This window comes from Vibrio sp. 99-70-13A1 (assembly GCF_013114625.1).
Lineage (GTDB): Bacteria > Pseudomonadota > Gammaproteobacteria > Enterobacterales > Vibrionaceae > Vibrio.
On sequence record NZ_VTXD01000021.1, the window covers coordinates 127,925 to 145,772 of the forward strand.

Sequence of the window (17,848 nt, forward strand, 5' to 3'; positions counted from 1 at the left end):
TATGCAGTAGTTAGATCTAAAAAAGGTTGACGTTATCGTCAACCTTTTTGTTTCTATTCTACTCATCGTTATACCAGCAGGTATAGCACTATTAAGAGTAATATGGCTTACACTGGATTATCGATATCAATGAACACAACATCTAAATCATGCTCTTGAGTTAACCATTCGCCTAACGCTTTAACACCATATCTTTCCGTTGCATGATGTCCCGCAGAGAAGTAATGAATATCTTGTTCACGAGCAGAGTAAGTCGTTCGTTCTGAAATTTCACCAGAGATAAATGCATCTAAACCATTCGCGGCTGCAAGCTCAATATAGTCTTGCCCACCACCAGTACACCAGCCAACACTTGTGATCAGTTTACTTTCATTTTCTGGCGCAATATGAAGGGGATGACGTTTAAGGACTTGGTTAATTTTTTCCGAGAATTCAGCCCCAGTCATTGGCTCTTTTAGCTTACCAAACATAGCAACTGACTGCGGGTGTCCTTCTAGCCCGCCTTCAACTTCAATATCTAACAATTCAGCTAATTTTGCGTTATTACCTAGCTCTGGGTGGATATCAAGTGGTAAGTGGTAACCTAGCAAATTAATATCGTTTTTAATCAGAGTGCGAATTCGCTTCCCTTTCATTCCACGGATCGCTTCCGGTTCACCTTTCCAAAAAAAACCATGATGAACAAGTAATGCGTCAGCATTCAGTTCAACCGCTTTATCAATCAACGCTTGTGAAGCTGTAACTCCTGTTACAATCTTCTTAACTTGCTGTACACCTTCGACTTGCAAGCCATTTGGGCAGTAATCCTTAATTTGTTGAGGCTGTAGCTTTTCGTTAAGAATTTTTTCTAATTGTAAGTTATTCATTACTTATTCCAACATGCATATTTGATAACGTGGTTATAGCAATTTACAGTTAGAATGTCGAAAGCCTTACATCAAACTCTATGAGGAAAGCATGACACCAATACAGCGTTTTTATCAATGGCTCATCGACTCTCCCCCTTTGTTAGAGCTCAAGCCTCCAATATCAGATCTCAGTGTATTTTCGAGCAATCATAGATTGGATGACACACATACCTACCAAGGGAACCTTCGCCTTGGCTTTCTGTATCAACACTTGTGTGAACAAGTGATTAACACCTCTCCTAGTCACTCGATCAAACGAGATGAAATACAAATTAATGTTGAAGGCAGAACTTTAGGCGCCATTGACTTTATCGTCGAGAATCAAAAGTCTAATTTACTGGAACATTGGGAAGTTGCGATTAAGTTCTATTTACTCCATGAAGATATTTGGTTTGGGCCAAACTCTCATGATCAGCTTGATAAAAAACTTGAAAGAATGCTCAACCATCAATTGGCGATGTCTTCATCTAGTGCCTTTGTTGAACAATATCCTGAGCTAAAAACCAACTCCGAACATTTATTAATGCAAGGTCGTTTATACATAAATCCATTCTTAGATCAGAGTGTTCCAACTGAGTGTTTAGGCTATAAGATTAATCCCAGCCAAGTTAATGGGTTTTGGTGTTATAAAAGCCAAGTTCACTTAATTGAAGAAGCCCTCTACCCAATAAATAAAGACCAATGGGCTGCTGGAACTGACAATTTTGACGGAGAACCTATCAAAGAATTTGGTGAGCGATTTATCCATGCTCAAACTAATACAGGGCAGTTCTGGTTTGTTATGCCTGAAAGTTGGCCCCACAATTAAAGCTTTTAAAGATATAAAGGATTTTAAGGCATTCTCGTCTCAATAAAAAAGGGCTGATGCTTTAACATCAACCCTTTAAGAAGGCAGCGACTCAATGAGCTACTGAATCAATTTCAACTACAGACCTGCCGCAGCGAATACTTGATTTACGATCTCTTGCGCTTCTGCTTCAATTGCTTTCAGGTGTTCTTCACCTTTAAAGCTTTCACAGTAAATCTTATAAATATCTTCTGTGCCAGATGGACGTGCAGCAAACCAACCGTTTTCCGTCGTCACTTTAAGTCCACCGATTGCAGCGCCATTACCAGGAGCATGAGTCAAGCGAGCAGTGATAGCATCACCAGCAAGTGTTTCAGCTGAAACCATCTCTGGCGAAAGCTTCTTAAGTACATCTTTTTGCGCACCATTCGCTACCGCTTGGATACGGTTGTACTTAGATTCACCGTGTTTAGCGGCAAGCTCTTCGTAGTATTCTTGTGGGTTCTTACCGGTTACCGCTGTGATTTCAGCCGCAAGTAGACAAAGAATGAGACCATCTTTATCTGTAGACCAAGGCGTACCATCTTTACGTAGGAAAGACGCTCCAGCACTTTCTTCACCACCAAAACCAAATTGACCGTTATACAAACCATCGACAAACCATTTAAAACCAACTGGCACTTCACACAGTTCACGACCTAGATCAGCCACAACGCGGTCAATCAAAGCACTTGAAACTAATGTCTTACCAACGGCAACATCCTTGCCCCAACCTTCACGGTTGCGGTAAAGGTAATCAATACAAACCGCTAAGAAGTGGTTAGGGTTCATTAAACCTTTTGGAGTAACAATACCGTGACGGTCATAGTCAGGATCATTGCCGAAAGCCAAAGCATACTCATCTTTTAATGCCAACAAACCAGCCATTGCATAAGGTGATGAACAGTCCATACGAACTACACCATCTTTATCTAAAGACATGAATTGGAATGAAGGATCTACCGCTTCACTTACCAAAGTTAAATCTAAGTTGTATGCCTTACCAATCTGACGCCAGTAATCAATGCCGCTGCCGCCAAGTGGATCTACACCAATCTTGATGTTCGCTTTCTGAATAGCTTCCATATCTACTACGTTTACAAGGTCTGCTACGTAAGGAGCAACAAGGTCAACTTCTTTCACTAATTCAGATTGCTTAGCCTGCGCAATTGGCGTGCGTTTAACACCTTGCATTTCTTCAGCAATAATAACATTTGCGCGGTCTTCAATTGCTTGAGTAAGCGCAGCCTCAGCAGGTCCACCGTGCGTTGGGTTATATTTAATACCACCATCTTGAGGCGGGTTATGAGACGGTGTAATAACAATACCATCTGCTTTTTTAGCATTAACTAAGTTGTACGTAAGAATTGCATGCGACACACCAGGAGTTGGGGTGAAACCGTTATTTTCTTGAATTATAACTTCAACACCATTTGCCACTAACACTTCAATGACTGTAGAAAACGCAGGCTCCGAAAGGGCGTGTGTATCTTTACCTAAGAAAAGTGGTCCAGTCGTACCCTGCTCTGCTCTAACTTCCGCAACAGCTTGTGCGATTGCAAGAATATGGTTTTCGTTAAATGTTGATTTGTCTGCTGTACCACGGTGACCTGAAGTACCAAAAAGAACTCTATGATCTGGGTTAGTCGCATCCGGTTGCTGTAAAAAATAGTTCGCTACTAAAGCCGGGATATTATGAAGATCTTCCTGCTGAGCTTTTTGCCCAGCACGAGGGTGCATAGCCATTTTTTGACATCCTTATATATAAAATTTAAAAACAAAAAAACCTCATAATATCGACTATTTAAGGGACATTATGAGGTTTAAATCAGATTTCTTTAAATTGAACCTGTTACTTTTTCTATCAATTCTGCTTGGAAATTCATTCGACTCATTAGCTGATCAACCATTTGTCTCTTACGACTTGTATTATTGTTGGTGATCACCCAAAAGTTACTGCATGGAATAGCTTTTGGTTTCGTCGTGTTGCCATTAGCTAAAAGCGTTTCTTCATTTTCAGCAAAATATACACGCTTGCGACCTTTCACTTGAGATGCTTCAGAAAAGCTACTCGGGTCGATTTTGTATAAAGTTGATAAAACCAACATGAATCGATCGATCGCTTTTTTAAGAGACGCAAATTCATCTGAAATCAAAAGCGAGCGCATTTCTTTAACGCCATCTAGCTTCGCTGGTGTAAAACCAACATCTTTGCTAACAATAATTCCTTTAGGTTCAACTACTTCCTCAACAGGATTAAGTTCACCTTGACTATCAATTTTCAATAAGCGACGCAGAATATCTGAAGCGCTTTCGCCAATATGTTCTGTCTGACCCGCAATATAACGGTATAGGTCCTCATCAACCTCAATTGTTTTCATTCGCTTTTCACAATCTCAATGTTTAAACTCTGAGGGATTATAGCGAGATCCGCGAGGATACTCTACGATAAACCCACCATGAATAAGATAAAATGTCAGCACAGCTCAACTATAAAATAGAAGGTGAAGGTCACACCATTGTTTTGATCCACGGTTTATTCGGTAATTTAGACAACCTTGGGCTTCTTGCGAGGGATCTAAGAAATGATCACCAAGTGCTGAGTATTGATCTAAGAAACCATGGACAATCTTTCCATAGCGAGCAGCATAATTACTTTGAAATGGCACGTGACGTCGCCAATCTACTCGACGTACTTAAACTGACTAACGTTACCATCATAGGGCACTCTATGGGCGGAAAAGTCGCCATGGCTTTGACTCAACTAGTAACAATTAAACAATTAGTTGTTTTAGATATGGCTCCTGTCGCTTACCAGCAACGACGACACGATAACGTGTTTTCTGGCTTACAAGCTGTTATCGAAGAAAAGCCCCGCTCTCGCTCAGAAGCATTGAATATTCTTAAGAACCACATCGAAATTGATGGTGTGCGCCAGTTTTTAACTAAATCTTTATTCAAAAATGATCATGGTGTTATGGAATGGCGCTTTAATGTCTGCTCATTGCTATCTAATTATGACCAAATCATCGGTTGGGAACCAATACCTGCATCAGCTACACGTACTTTATTTATAAAAGGCGGCAACTCAGATTATTTAACCCACGAGCACCAATCCTCCATTCAGGCACAGTTCTCAAATGCAAAAGCTCATGTCATTGCAAATACTGGACATTGGCTACACGCAGAAAAGCCGGCTGAAGTACTTCGTGCCATCAGAAAGTTTATTGTTTGAAAGCGATAATTTAATGGAAAACTAAGACCATATTGATGCATGATATTGCGAACTTGGTTACAACAGCGCATTAACTTTATTGTTTAAGAATGATATAGTGCTCGCAAGCAAAATTGGTATATAGGGATCCCATGCTTTACGACTACATAAACGTCATTGAATCTATTGGGTTAGACCTTTTATTTGCCGGGATCTTTTTCTTGATCGGGATGGCAATTAAAGATGTTCTAAAACAAGGCAATGTTCCCGTTTTTGGGCGTCGAATCGTATGGTTAGTGCTCTTTCTAGGATGTGCAGGGTTTATAGCTAAAGGGCTAATCCAGCTCAGTTGGGAAGGGACAGGGATCGGTTGATCCTCCTGACTCCTACTATCACCAACAACAGACACAATTAAAGGTAATTATTCTATGGCAAGTGTAGGTCTCTTCTTTGGTAGCGATACAGGTAACACTGAAGCTGTTGCTAAGATGATTCAAAAGCAGTTGGGCAAACAGCTCGTTCAAGTTCAAGACATTGCTAAAAGCAGTAAAGAAGACATCGATAATTTCGATCTACTACTGCTAGGTATCCCAACGTGGTACTACGGCGAAGCACAATGTGATTGGGACGACTTTTTCCCTGAACTTGAAGCTATTGATTTCTCAACTAAGCTTGTTGCTATTTTTGGTTGTGGTGACCAAGAAGATTACGCTGAGTACTTCTGTGATGCGATGGGCACTATTCGTGATATCGTTGAAGCTAAAGGCGGAACTATCCTTGGTCATACTTCAACTGAAGGTTATGAGTTTGAAGCATCAAAAGGTTTAGTTGAAGGCGATGACAGCCAATTTGTAGGTCTTTGTATTGATGAAGATCGTCAACCTGAACTTACTGACGAGCGTGTATCTAACTGGGTTAAACAAATCCACGAAGAGATGTGCTTAGCAGAACTTGAAGACTAATTTGTCTTTTTAATTATTTTAAAAGCCTCCTAATTGGGAGGCTTTTTTATATTCAGTAACTTAAACTTCGGCAATCGTATCTACATCTTGCTCTCGAAACTGAGGTTTCTTTCTTACGTACAGCTTTCTCTGCACCTCAGAGACAACATTCCCATCTTTATCTTTTATATGAATGATGAATTCAGGAAAACACTTATCACCTGAAGTCGTTTTACTGTAAATCTCTTCGAGTTGACCTTGGGTTACCTCAAAGTCTGCATATAAGTCAGACTGCCCTGGCTTGATAAAGTTGATACTCGCTTCTTTATCCCAAACGTAGTATTGCTCGCCAAGTATTCCCATTAACATTAATGAATAAACGGGATCGGTCAGCGAAAAAATACTTCCCCCATACTGGGTCCGATTAGCATTTTTATTCCACCAGCGTAATTTTAAACGCATATTCACAACTCTAAAATCTTCGCTGATATTTAAAATTTTTATGCCAGCCCCCCAAAAAGGTGGCCAAATATTAAGGGCAAAAGTGACAATACCGGGTTTATATATCTTCGCTAATCGCTTGTTCATAACGACATTCCATGTCTATCGAAAGGTAAAACACACCCAGCAAAACTGGTCATACCTCCACTATAAGTGAGATACCTCTATTTTACAAAACCATATTATCAAACTAACTAGTAACCCTTTGAACTTCGTGGTTTATTGTTATCACTGAGTGACCTATAATGATAGGAATATTGAATTCTGTTAATTGCTGCAGATCATCAACAGGAAAGTATATGTCAGACAATAATCAAGCGCTAAAAGATGCAGGACTTAAAGTCACTCTTCCAAGGCTAAAAATTCTAGAAGTATTACAACAACCAGATTGCCAACATATTAGTGCTGAGGATTTGTATAAAAAGCTGATCGATTTAGGAGAAGAAATTGGTCTAGCTACAGTGTATCGCGTATTAAACCAATTCGATGATGCTGGTATTGTTACCCGTCACCATTTTGAAGGCGGTAAATCTGTATTTGAACTATCGACTCAACATCACCACGATCACCTTGTGTGTCTAGACTGTGGTGCTGTAATTGAGTTTTCAGATGACCTTATTGAAGAACGTCAAAAAGAAATTGCTGAGCGTTACAATGTTCACCTAACAAACCATAGCTTATACCTTTACGGAAAAAGCTTAAGTGGTGACTGTAAAGGCAACCCAGACGCACACAAACCAAAAAAATAATAACGGTTCGATGCTGATTCAGCTTTAAGCTCAATACGTCAAATAATAAAAATGCCAGCAATTGCTGGCATTTTTTCTAATGAACATTCAGTTCAAGCTAAAGTTTTACCCTTCAGCTTTTCCCCAAGTGTCACGTAAACCAACCGTTCGATTAAAGACTAACTTATCCGAGGTTGATTCTTTATTATCGACACAGAAGTAGCCAGTACGTTCAAACTGGAAACCTTGCTCTGCTTTCGCTTGCCCTAAACTCGATTCAACAAATCCATTTAGTTTCACTAATGAATCTGGGTTAAGAGTTTCTGCAAAGTTATCCGCAGCTGCAGGATTAGCGACAGTAAACAAGCGATCATATAAACGAATTTCAGCAGGTAATGCTTTATCAGCAGATACCCAATGAATAACGCCTTTCACTTTACGACCATCAGCAGGGTTCTTACCTAATGTTTCGTTATCGTAAGAACAGAAGATCGTTGTAATGTTGCCTTCAGCATCTTTTTCGATACGTTCAGCTTTAATTACGTAAGCACCACGTAGACGAACTTCCTTACCAAGAACCAAACGCTTGTACTTCTTATTTGCTTCTTCGCGGAAGTCATCACGTTCAATCCAAATTTCACGGGTGAATGGAACTTCACGAGTCCCCATTTCTGGATTGTTTGGGTGGTTAGAAACTGTCAGGGTTTCAACTTGGTCTTGTTCAAAGTTTTCAATAACTACTTTGATTGGATCAAGTACAGCCATTGCACGAGGTGCGTTTTCGTTTAGGTCATCACGAATACAAGATTCTAGAGAACCAAATTCAATCATGTTTTCCTGTTTCGTTACACCAATACGTTTACAGAACTCACGAATTGAAGCTGAAGTGAAACCACGACGACGTAAACCAGAAATAGTAGGCATACGTGGGTCATCCCAGCCTTCAACTAAGTTTTCTACAACCAGTTGATTCAGCTTACGTTTAGACATAACCGTATATTCAAGGTTTAGACGGCTAAACTCGTATTGGCGAGGCTGACATTCAATTGTGATGTTATCCAAAACCCAATCGTATAAACGACGGTTGTCTTGGAATTCTAATGTACAAATAGAATGAGTAATCCCTTCTAATGCATCAGAAATACAATGCGTGAAGTCGTACATTGGGTAAATGCACCACTTGTCACCGGTTTGGTGGTGATGTGCAAAACGTACGCGGTAAATCACAGGATCACGCATAACCATGAATGAAGAACTCATATCAATCTTTGCACGCAGACACGCTGTACCTTCTTTGAAGTCACCATCACGCATTTTTTCAAAAAGCGCTAGGTTCTCTTCAGGGCTACGATCACGGTATGGACTCGCTTTACCAGGCTCTTTTAGAGTGCCACGGTATTCACGGATCTGCTCAGGACTTAGCTCATCAACATACGCTAAGCCTTTATTAATTAATTCAACAGCGTAGTTATAAAGCGTATCGAAGTAGTTTGATGAATAACAAATATCACCAGCCCATTCAAAGCCTAACCAGCTCACATCATTCTTAATTGACTCAACGTATTCAACGTCTTCTTTCTCAGGGTTTGTATCATCGAAACGTAGATTACATTGCCCCTGATAGTCCTGAGCAATACCAAAGTTTAAGCAAATAGACTTAGCGTGACCAATGTGCAGGTAGCCATTAGGCTCCGGCGGAAAACGAGTATGCACGCTAGTGTGTTTACCATCCGCTAAATCTTTATCAATAATTTGGCGAATAAAATTCGATGGACGAGCCTCAGCTTCACTCATCTATAGCACCTCTATATATGGTTTAGTATTGTCAGAAAATTGGATTTCGAGCTTCTCCCTACCCACGCAGACTTAATGTCATTTTCAATGGAGGTAAAGCTTGAAAGATCATTGTCGCTAATCATCCACAATTCTGCGGGTTTACACAATAAGAACCATCGTATTCTTGTGATTAATTCAGCTATTCGCTGAAGAACGCACCAAATCAGTCTGATCCAGAGATAATAAAAAAGCCTCCCAAGGGAGGCTTTATAAAATAATCTTCTTAAAGTTTACACGGCTTATGTTAAGCGTGATTGAAACTAAGGAAGTTTAACATCAGATAGGTCTTCACCAGCACCGATTGCTTTCATTTCGCCAGCAACGATTTCAGCTAGTGGGCCAAGGATAACCTGAAGGTTGTTCTCACCTAGTTTAACAACACCTTTTGCACCTAATTTCTTAAGTACCGCTTCATCAGCGATTGAACGGTCTTTAAGAGTTAGACGTAGACGTGTGATACATGCGTCAATTGAAGTTAGGTTTTCGTGACCACCTAGAGCTTTCAGGTATTGACGTGCAACTTCACCTTTTGGAGCGTCACCAGCTGGAGCAGCTACTGCTTCGTCATCATCTTCACGACCTGGCGATTTCAAGTTGAAAGCGCGGATTGCGAAAGAGAAAGTGAAGAAGTATAGAGCACCGAATGCTAAGCCAATCAATAGTAGAGTGAATGGTTTAGTTGCTAGACCCCAGTTCAATACGAAGTCGATTAGACCAGCAGAGAAACCGAAACCGTGCAGAGTACCAAACATGTTAGCAACGACTAGAGACAGACCTGTAAATACTGCGTGCATTGCGTATAGAGCAGGAGCTAGGAATACGAACATGAATTCTAGCGGCTCTGTGATACCTGTTAGGAATGAACAGAATGCAACTGAGAACAGTGCGCCACCAACTTGGCTACGTTTTTCAGCAGGTGCAGCTAGGTACATTGCAAGAGCAGCACCTGGTAGACCAAACATCATTACTGGGAAGAAACCGTTCATGAATACGCCAGCGCCTTTATCGCCACCGAAGAAACGGTGTAGGTCGCCAGATTTAACTGTTTCAGTCACTTCTTTAACAACAGTAGTAATCTCTGGAGTTACTGAGTTAGCGAATGTGAATGTGTGCTCTTGGCCAACAACTAGAGTTTTAGCAAGTGCAGGGTCAATACAAAGTTGAGTGATGTTAGCGAATGCGCCTTGACCAGCAACGATGATTTCTTGACATGTACCCATACCGAACCAGAAGTACGAGTTCAACACATGGTGTAGACCTACAGGGATAAGTGCACGGTTAAGAGTACCGTAAACGAATTGACCGATAGCGCCAGACGTTGATACTGCGTGAGCTAGTGAATCTAGACCAGACTGAACACCAGGCCAAACCACACCAGACACAGCACCTGCAACAAGTGCAAATAGACCAGCCATGATTGGTACTAAACGTTTACCGGCAAAGAATGCCAACCACTCAGGAAGTCGTGTTGCATGGAAAGCGTTGTATGAGTGACCAGCAATGATACCCGCAAAGATACCACCGAAGAATGACATATTAACGTCTGCGTTAATTGTCGTTGCTGTAGCTGTTAATACGAAGTAAGCAACTGCACCAGCAAGACCTGCTGCGCCGTTACCATCTTTAGATAAGCCAATCGCGATACCTAGACCAAATAGCAGTGGAAGGTTGCCAAAAATTGCGCCACCAGCTTCTGCCATAAATGGAATATCAAGTAGATCGCCTTGACCCAAACGTAATAGAAGCGCCGCAATTGGAAGCGTTGCGATAGGTAGCATTAATGCCTTACCCAGCTTCTGTGCATATCCTAGAATATTCACTTGTTGTTTCCCCCTATAGGATTTTTAGAATTCGTTTGAGAAACTTATTTTAGTCGCTCAATTTAGTCCTATTCAGTGTATTGCATTAATTTTGCTCCGCAAATTAAAAGCTTACCATTTGTGATCCTAATCACCAGTTTTTGCCAAATATCAAGGTTTTTGCTAGCGAGATCATAAAACTTATTTTATCATTCAAAAAAATGAACATTTGTAGTTAAAATTTCAGTCATGATGTATTGCACTTTCCTTGCTTGAACAGTGGTAACCCACCATATCAACGTCTATTAGCAATACCTATAATTAGCACAGAATAAAACAATATTTGTTATGTTTTTCAACCATTTAAATTAGCGCCCCATTCATTCGGTCGCTTGCTAGAAAGATAAATCGTTACGTAAATGATGTTCGAAAACTAAGTCCATATTTACGTGATGTATATAAATTTAAAGATCTCTCGAAATAAGGATTAGCTGACTATGTATGCGCTAAGTAACTGTAAAATCTATACTGGTAGTGACATTTTAACGGATCATGCCGTTATCATTGAAAATGAACTTATAAAATCAGTCTGCCCTGTCTCTGATTTACCAAAAGACATCGTCATCCAAGATCTGAATGGTGCTAATTTAAGCCCTGGATTTATCGACCTGCAGCTTAATGGTTGTGGCGGCGTTATGCTGAACGATGAAATCACAGCTGACACCATGCAGATAATGCACAAAGCGAACCTTCAATCAGGTTGTACTAGCTTCCTACCAACGCTTATCACCTCTTCGGATGAAGATATGCGCGCCGTTATTGTTGCGGCTCGTGAGTACCACAACAAGTACCAGAACCAATCTTTAGGCTTACACCTTGAAGGTCCTTACCTAAATGTTGCTAAAAAAGGTATTCACAGCGTAGATCATATTCGTAAATCTGATAGCGAAATGATCAGCCTTATCTGTGAAAACAGCGATCTTGTGACTAAGGTTACTCTGGCTCCTGAGCAAAATGATCCTGAGCATATCGAACGTCTAAGCAAAGCTGGCGTTGTAGTATCAATTGGTCACACAAATGCTACTTATGCAGAAGCGCGTCAAGGCTTTGAATCAGGCATCACTTTCGCCACACACCTTTTTAATGCGATGACCCCAATGGTTGGACGCGAACCAGGTGTTGTCGGTGCTATCTACGATACACCAGAAGTTTATGCGGGTATTATTGCTGATGGCTTCCACGTTGATTACGCAAACATCCGAATTGCACATAAAATCAAAGGTGAAAAGCTCGTATTAGTGACCGATGCCACAGCTCCTGCAGGCGCTGACATGGAATACTTTATTTTTGTCGGTAAGAAAGTATATTACCGTGATGGTAAGTGTGTTGATGAAAACGGCACACTAGGCGGCTCAGCTTTGACCATGATCGAAGCAGTACAGAACACTGTCGAGCACGCTGGTATCGCTTTGGACGAAGCTCTACGCATGGCTACTTTATACCCTGCAAAGGCAATCGGTGTGGAAAGCAAACTTGGTCGAATTAAAAAAGGCCTTGTAGCTAACCTAGCTGTTTTTGACCGTGACTTTAATGTTCAAGCGACTGTTGTTAACGGACAATACGAGCACAATTAATAATGAATGGCGGACAAATAGGTAACGTAGATTTAGTTAAACAACTAAATAGTGCAGCTGTATATCGGCTGATTGACCAACAAGGTCCTATCAGTCGCATACAAGTAGCTGATGTAAGTCAACTAGCACCTGCTAGTGTTACAAAAATTACCCGCCAACTATTAGAACGCGGTCTAATAAAAGAGGTCGCGCAGCAAGCGTCTACCGGCGGTAGGCGCGCTATTTCTCTGACTACGGAAGTTGAGCCATTTCACTCAATCGCCGTGAGACTTGGTCGAGATTACATTCAATTCAGCTTATATAATTTAGGCGGAAAAGAACTCGCCTTCTCCCAACAAGAACTGGATTACACCAATCAATCTGACCTTACACAGGGTCTGGTTAATCACTTAAAATCATTCATTGATGCAAACCAAATTTACATTGATCAACTGATTGCTATCGGTATTACCCTTCCAGGGCTAGTTAACCCAACAACTGGCGTGGTTGAATACATGCCAAACACTGACATTGATAACCTCGCAATGGGCGATATTATTCGAGATACATTCCACGTAGCTTGCTTTGTTGGGAATGATGTTCGTGGGATGGCTCTAGCTGAGCACTACTTTGGTTCGAGTAAAGATTGCCAAGATTCAATTTTAGTGAGCGTTCACCGAGGAACTGGTGCTGGAATCATTGTGAATGGTCAAGTATTTCTTGGGTTCAATCGAAATGTCGGTGAAATCGGTCATATTCAGATCGATCCGCTAGGCGAACAATGCCAGTGTGGTAATTTTGGTTGCCTAGAAACAGTAGCCGCAAACCCTGCCATCATTGATCGAGTTAGAAAGCTTATTAAACAAGGTTATGAGTCTTCATTAACTGAACTGGATACAATAACTATCCACGATGTTTGTGAGCATGCACTAAACGGCGATGAGCTTGCGAAGCAAAGCTTAGTGCGTGTAGGCAATCAACTTGGAAAAGCAATTGCGATGACTATAAACTTGTTTAACCCTCAAAAGGTTATTATTGCAGGTGATATAACTCACGCTCAAGACATTGTTTTCCCGGCTATAAGACGTAATGTAGAGAATCAATCGTTAACGGCTTTCCATAGCGGATTACCTATTGTAGCATCTGAAATCGACAAACATCCGACAATGGGCGCTTTTGCTATGATTAAACGCGCAATGCTTAATGGCGTTTTACTGCAGAAGTTACTCGAAGGTTAAACTATTATCTGATTACTCACGGGTCGTGTTTGTATAAACACGGCCCGTTTTTTTAAGCTAGGGAACAACAATAATAACTCATGGAACTCATTCTTATATCAACAGCGTTTATAGCTGGTTTCATCGCTCTTAAGTGCCATCTTCCTCCTCTTGTGGGTTTTTTACTCGCAGGGTTTGGGTTATATGCGGCAGGGTTTCAAACCAATGACACCATCATTACTCTGTCTGACTTAGGTGTTACCCTCTTGCTCTTTACCATTGGTTTGAAGCTCGACATTAAAACTCTTCTCTCCAAAGAAATCTGGGCTGGGGCAACAGTACATAACCTACTTTCTACCCTCTTTTTTGCCCTAGCTTTGTTTGCATTTAAATTTCTTGGTGTTTCCGCCCTAGTTAATATGTCCGTAGAACAAATTGTTCTACTTGGCTTTGCGCTTTCTTTCTCTAGTACTGTTTTTGCTGTCAAATCGCTACAAGAAAAAGGTGAAATGAATGCTACGTACGGAACATTAGCGATTGGTATTCTTGTCATGCAAGATATCTTTGCCGTGATCTTCCTGACTGCCTCAACAGGGAAGATTCCTGAGTGGTACGCTATTGCCTTATTTGCACTTCCACTTCTACGCCCTATTTTTTACAAAATATTAGACTGGGTCGGACATGGGGAGATGTTAGTTCTATTTGGTATCTTCTTTGCCTTAGTGGTCGGTGCTGGGTTGTTCGAATTAGTAGGGATGAAAGCCGATTTAGGTGCACTCGTTCTAGGTATGCTACTGGCAGGTCACTCTAAAGCCTCAGAACTGTCTAAATCGCTATTCAACCTCAAAGAATTATTCCTAGTTTGTTTCTTCTTAAATATAGGGCTATCGGATCAACCTACAGTTCAAGGCTTTGTACTTGCTCTTCTATTCTTATTACTGCTTCCAATAAAAGGCATTCTCTATTTTTGGGTTCTCAATAAGTTTAAATTCAGAGTTCGAACGTCGCTTTTAGCTTCCCTATCATTATTTAACTACAGCGAATTTGGGTTAATTGTTGGTGGGCTTGCTTTTAAAATGGGCTGGATGTCTGGCGATATACTTGTTGCTGTGGCAATTGCAGTTTCCCTTTCCTTCCTTATTGCTGCCCCGCTAAATAGAGCTGGCCATAAACTTTACCAACAATCAGGGAAATGGCTAAAAGAGCACGCGGCTGAAAATCTAAACCAACGAGATCAATTAATCGACCCAGGTCATGCCCAGGTTTTAATCTTAGGTATGGGGCGAATTGGCACCGGAGCTTATGACGAATTAAGGTCTCGCTATGGAAAAGTAAGCTTGGGTGTCGAAGTCCGTGAAGAAGGAGCTCATGTTCATAGAAGCCATGGTCGAAACGTCATAACAGGCGATGCAACCGATCCTGATTTTTGGGAACGTATACTTGATACCGCGAATGTGAAGCTCGTTATTCTAGCGATGCCACATCACCAAGGTAATCAAATCGCTTTAGAGCAACTTCAATCTCGACAATTTAAAGGACAAATTGCGGCTATCGCAGAGTACCAAGACCAGCTGGATTCCCTAAAAGAGCAGGGAGTAGATGCAGCATTTAATATCTACAGCGAAGCTGGTAGCGGTTTTGCTCGACATGTCTGTGACCAACTCCAACCACAAATCATTAAGTTTTAGGTCTTAATGTCCTAATTAAAATACCTCTTTAATTTACCTTTTTGGAATAATTTTAGAGGTATTTGTTCAGCTCACGAACGATAAATAGATTTAATCTAATAAAACCGAGATTTAATTAAAAAATATCTAATCAAACGTCTTTAAAATAATTATTTTCCTGATATTTGGTTGCTTTTTTTAGTCAGAATGGCAAATTGAATACAGTTGATTAGAAATTATTTAAAAGGAAGTTTTATGTGTTCAGTATTTGGCATTCTTGATATTAAAAGTGATGCTGCAGCACTTCGCCCTGTTGCTCTTGAGATGTCTAAAAAATTACGTCATCGTGGTCCAGATTGGTCTGGTATTTATGCTGGTGAGAAAGCAATTTTAGCTCACGAACGTCTTGCTATCGTTGGCTTAAATAGTGGTGCACAACCTCTTTACAGCCAAGATAAAAAACACATCCTTGCAGTAAATGGTGAAATCTATAATCACAAAGAACTTCGTGCACGATATGAAGATAAGTATCAATTCCAAACTGATTCAGATTGTGAAGTTATCCTAGCGCTTTACCAAGAAATGGGTGCCGATCTTCTAGAAGAATTGAATGGTATTTTTGCTTTCGTACTTTACGATGAAGAAAAAGATGAGTATTTAGTAGGTCGTGACCACATCGGTATCATTCCTCTTTATCAAGGCTACGATGAAAACGGTAACTACTACATTGCTTCAGAAATGAAAGCACTAGTGCCGGTATGTAAAACAGTAAGTGAATTCCCCCCAGGTAGTTTCTACAGCTCAAAAGACGCTGAACCACAACGTTACTACACTCGTGATTGGAATGAATATGCAGCGGTTCAAGGCAACAGCACTAACAAAGAAGAACTAACTGAAGCACTAGAAGCCGCAGTTAAACGCCAGCTAATGACAGATGTTCCTTACGGTGTGCTTCTATCTGGTGGTCTTGACTCATCAATCACTTCAGCAGTAGCTAAACGTTATGCTGCTATGCGAATTGAAGACGATGAGCAATCTGAAGCTTGGTGGCCACAATTGCACTCTTTTGCGGTTGGTCTAGAAAATGCTCCAGATCTGATTGCAGCTCGTGAAGTCGCAGATAAAATTGGTACCGTTCACCATGAGATGACGTACACAATTCAAGAAGGTCTGGATGCAATCCGTGATGTTATTTATCACATTGAGACTTACGATGTTACGACAATCCGAGCCTCAACTCCTATGTACCTACTTGCTCGTAAGATCAAAGCGATGGGTATTAAGATGGTACTTTCTGGTGAGGGTGCTGATGAAATCTTTGGTGGTTATCTGTATTTCCACAAAGCGCCAAATGCTCAAGAATTCCACGAAGAAACAGTACGTAAGCTTCTAGCATTAAACATGTTTGACTGTGCTCGTGCTAACAAGTCACTTGCCGCTTGGGGTGTAGAAGGTCGAGTACCATTCTTAGATAAAGAATTTATCGATGTTGCTATGCGCCTGAACCCTGAAGATAAAATGTGTGGAAACGGTAAGATGGAAAAACACATTCTACGTGAGTGTTTCGAAGACTACTTACCAGACTCAATTGCATGGCGTCAAAAAGAGCAGTTCTCAGACGGTGTTGGCTATGAGTGGATTGATACACTAAAAGCAACCGCTGAAGAAAAGGTAACGGATCAACAGCTAGAAACAGCAGCTTTCCGATTCCCTTACAACACTCCAACAACGAAGGAGGGTTATGCTTATCGTGAAATTTTTGCTGAGTTATTCCCTCTTGAATCGGCAGCAGAATGTGTTCCTGGCGGTCCATCAGTAGCTTGCTCATCAGCGAAAGCAATTGAGTGGGATGAATCATTCAAAAACTGTGTTGACCCATCAGGTCGTGCCGTTCAAGCCGTTCATAACGACGCTTACTAAAGTTTTATTCATTAAAAATACAAAAGGCGCTTATTAAAAGCGCCTTTTTTATATTTGAAACTTACACTGTTAGTCAATATTCATTACGAATGGAATGTTAGCATGCAAATGCTAAATTATGATTTTCAACGATCACTGGAACCACCTGACTAATCATTTTAACCAGAATAATCGAGCGCATTTCACCATCTTTTTCTTGGTATAGCGCTTCCATTCCAGCAAACTGTCCATTCGTTACCTTAACCATATCACCACAGGTTGGTGATATATTTAATTCCGAACAAGAAAGCTTTTCTTTTTTTTCTAACTGCTTAAGTTCATAAAGCAGATCACCTTGTACTTCATAAGGTACGGACCCAAATTGAATAAAGTCTACGACACCTCTTGTAGAACGGATAGTCGTAAAACTCGGACCGTTCTCATAATCAAAGCGGACAAACATGTAAGAAGGAAATAGCGGTTCTTGAACGACCTTTTGCTTTCCTCTTACTGTTTTTTTGACATCAATTTGAGGATAAAAACACTCTATATTTTGGTTTTCTAAGTGTAATTTTGCTCTGCATTGATCTCCACGCTTGCAGTATAGTAAATACCAACGTTTCATATATCTAAGCCATTTATTTATTTATATTCTATTTAACACCACCAACTATACAGAATGACGTATCTGAATAATTT

16 protein-coding genes are annotated in these 17,848 nt (G+C 40.6%); 9 read left to right on the plus strand and 7 right to left on the minus strand.

Going from position 1 to position 17,848, the window contains the following annotated elements; all coding sequences use genetic code 11:
- Positions 1-107: 107 nt before the first annotated feature.
- Positions 108-866, minus strand: a complete 759-nt coding sequence (locus F0226_RS14045) for a Nif3-like dinuclear metal center hexameric protein (RefSeq protein WP_171736223.1) — start codon at positions 864-866, stop codon at positions 108-110.
- Between the two features lie 91 nt (positions 867-957).
- Here F0226_RS14045 and F0226_RS14050 point away from each other — a divergent pair, with 91 nt between their 5' ends.
- Positions 958-1,716: a DUF1853 family protein gene (locus F0226_RS14050; protein WP_171736224.1), complete on the plus strand. Its 759-nt coding sequence runs from the start codon at positions 958-960 to the stop codon at positions 1,714-1,716.
- 117 nt (positions 1,717-1,833) lie between these two features.
- Here F0226_RS14050 and pgm read toward each other — a convergent pair whose 3' ends face one another.
- Positions 1,834-3,480 (minus strand): phosphoglucomutase (alpha-D-glucose-1,6-bisphosphate-dependent), encoded by a 1,647-nt coding sequence (gene pgm / locus F0226_RS14055; protein WP_171736225.1) that lies wholly within the window; start codon positions 3,478-3,480, stop codon positions 1,834-1,836.
- Between the two features lie 92 nt (positions 3,481-3,572).
- Positions 3,573-4,115 (minus strand): replication initiation negative regulator SeqA, encoded by a 543-nt coding sequence (gene seqA, locus F0226_RS14060; RefSeq protein ID WP_171736226.1) that lies wholly within the window; start codon positions 4,113-4,115, stop codon positions 3,573-3,575.
- 92 nt (positions 4,116-4,207) lie between these two features.
- Between seqA and F0226_RS14065 the strand changes: the two genes are divergently transcribed.
- The 3 genes from F0226_RS14065 (at position 4,208) to fldA (ending at position 5,910) form a co-directional block, all read left to right on the plus strand.
- On the plus strand, positions 4,208-4,969 hold the full coding sequence (locus tag F0226_RS14065) for an alpha/beta fold hydrolase (protein WP_171736227.1): 762 nt from the start codon (positions 4,208-4,210) through the stop codon (positions 4,967-4,969).
- Between the two features lie 131 nt (positions 4,970-5,100).
- Positions 5,101-5,322 carry a DUF2788 domain-containing protein gene (locus F0226_RS14070; protein WP_137374755.1) on the plus strand — a complete coding sequence of 74 codons (222 nt, stop codon included), beginning with the start codon at positions 5,101-5,103 and terminating at the stop codon, positions 5,320-5,322.
- A gap of 54 nt (positions 5,323-5,376) precedes the next feature.
- Entirely contained in the window at positions 5,377-5,910 is a 534-nt protein-coding gene (gene fldA, locus F0226_RS14075; RefSeq protein WP_009847329.1) for a flavodoxin FldA, read from the plus strand.
- 60 nt (positions 5,911-5,970) lie between these two features.
- Here fldA and F0226_RS14080 read toward each other — a convergent pair whose 3' ends face one another.
- On the minus strand, positions 5,971-6,477 hold the full coding sequence (locus F0226_RS14080; protein WP_171736228.1) for a DUF4442 domain-containing protein: 507 nt from the start codon (positions 6,475-6,477) through the stop codon (positions 5,971-5,973).
- Positions 6,478-6,689: 212 nt separating this feature from the next.
- On the opposite strand from F0226_RS14080, the gene fcrX reads away from it, so the two are divergent.
- Entirely contained in the window at positions 6,690-7,139 is a 450-nt protein-coding gene (fcrX, locus tag F0226_RS14085; RefSeq protein ID WP_171736229.1) for a ferric iron uptake transcriptional regulator FcrX, read from the plus strand.
- A 105-nt stretch (positions 7,140-7,244) separates the two neighbouring features.
- Here the strand turns inward: fcrX and glnS are convergent, their stop codons facing one another.
- Both glnS and nagE read right to left on the minus strand, forming a co-directional pair.
- Entirely contained in the window at positions 7,245-8,912 is a 1,668-nt protein-coding gene (gene glnS, locus F0226_RS14090; RefSeq protein ID WP_171736230.1) for a glutamine--tRNA ligase, read from the minus strand.
- A 302-nt stretch (positions 8,913-9,214) separates the two neighbouring features.
- The gene (gene nagE, locus F0226_RS14095) at positions 9,215-10,774 is read right to left on the minus strand and encodes an N-acetylglucosamine-specific PTS transporter subunit IIBC (RefSeq protein WP_171736231.1); all 1,560 of its coding nucleotides are present in this window, start codon (positions 10,772-10,774) and stop codon (positions 9,215-9,217) included.
- Positions 10,775-11,250: 476 nt separating this feature from the next.
- Here nagE and nagA point away from each other — a divergent pair, with 476 nt between their 5' ends.
- From nagA to asnB, 4 genes are all read left to right on the plus strand, one after another.
- Positions 11,251-12,387, plus strand: coding sequence for an N-acetylglucosamine-6-phosphate deacetylase (gene nagA, locus F0226_RS14100; protein WP_171736232.1), 1,137 nt, complete (start codon positions 11,251-11,253; stop codon positions 12,385-12,387).
- A gap of 2 nt (positions 12,388-12,389) precedes the next feature.
- Positions 12,390-13,604, plus strand: coding sequence for an ROK family protein (locus tag F0226_RS14105; RefSeq protein ID WP_137374762.1), 1,215 nt, complete (start codon positions 12,390-12,392; stop codon positions 13,602-13,604).
- A gap of 80 nt (positions 13,605-13,684) precedes the next feature.
- Entirely contained in the window at positions 13,685-15,271 is a 1,587-nt protein-coding gene (locus tag F0226_RS14110; RefSeq protein ID WP_171736233.1) for a cation:proton antiporter family protein, read from the plus strand.
- Between the two features lie 234 nt (positions 15,272-15,505).
- On the plus strand, positions 15,506-17,170 hold the full coding sequence (gene asnB / locus F0226_RS14115; RefSeq protein ID WP_171736234.1) for an asparagine synthase B: 1,665 nt from the start codon (positions 15,506-15,508) through the stop codon (positions 17,168-17,170).
- 97 nt (positions 17,171-17,267) lie between these two features.
- Here the strand turns inward: asnB and rfaH are convergent, their stop codons facing one another.
- Positions 17,268-17,774 (minus strand): transcription/translation regulatory transformer protein RfaH, encoded by a 507-nt coding sequence (gene rfaH / locus F0226_RS14120; RefSeq protein WP_171736235.1) that lies wholly within the window; start codon positions 17,772-17,774, stop codon positions 17,268-17,270.
- Between the last annotated feature and the right edge of the window lie 74 nt (positions 17,775-17,848).

Bases quoted from the DNA above. Each gene is read 5' to 3' on its own strand.
- fldA (WP_009847329.1), top strand. From the start codon at position 5,377: ATGGCAAGTGTAGGTCTCTTCTTTGGTAGCGATACAGGTAACACTGAA.
- rfaH (WP_171736235.1), bottom strand. From the start codon at position 17,774: ATGAAACGTTGGTATTTACTATACTGCAAGCGTGGAGATCAATGCAGA.
- F0226_RS14065 (WP_171736227.1), top strand. From the start codon at position 4,208: ATGTCAGCACAGCTCAACTATAAAATAGAAGGTGAAGGTCACACCATT.
- pgm (WP_171736225.1), bottom strand. From the start codon at position 3,480: ATGGCTATGCACCCTCGTGCTGGGCAAAAAGCTCAGCAGGAAGATCTT.
- seqA (WP_171736226.1), bottom strand. From the start codon at position 4,115: ATGAAAACAATTGAGGTTGATGAGGACCTATACCGTTATATTGCGGGT.
- F0226_RS14050 (WP_171736224.1), top strand. From the start codon at position 958: ATGACACCAATACAGCGTTTTTATCAATGGCTCATCGACTCTCCCCCT.
- F0226_RS14070 (WP_137374755.1), top strand. From the start codon at position 5,101: ATGCTTTACGACTACATAAACGTCATTGAATCTATTGGGTTAGACCTT.
- F0226_RS14110 (WP_171736233.1), top strand. From the start codon at position 13,685: ATGGAACTCATTCTTATATCAACAGCGTTTATAGCTGGTTTCATCGCT.
- glnS (WP_171736230.1), bottom strand. From the start codon at position 8,912: ATGAGTGAAGCTGAGGCTCGTCCATCGAATTTTATTCGCCAAATTATT.
- nagA (WP_171736232.1), top strand. From the start codon at position 11,251: ATGTATGCGCTAAGTAACTGTAAAATCTATACTGGTAGTGACATTTTA.
- asnB (WP_171736234.1), top strand. From the start codon at position 15,506: ATGTGTTCAGTATTTGGCATTCTTGATATTAAAAGTGATGCTGCAGCA.
- F0226_RS14105 (WP_137374762.1), top strand. From the start codon at position 12,390: ATGAATGGCGGACAAATAGGTAACGTAGATTTAGTTAAACAACTAAAT.
- F0226_RS14080 (WP_171736228.1), bottom strand. From the start codon at position 6,477: ATGAACAAGCGATTAGCGAAGATATATAAACCCGGTATTGTCACTTTT.
- fcrX (WP_171736229.1), top strand. From the start codon at position 6,690: ATGTCAGACAATAATCAAGCGCTAAAAGATGCAGGACTTAAAGTCACT.
- F0226_RS14045 (WP_171736223.1), bottom strand. From the start codon at position 866: ATGAATAACTTACAATTAGAAAAAATTCTTAACGAAAAGCTACAGCCT.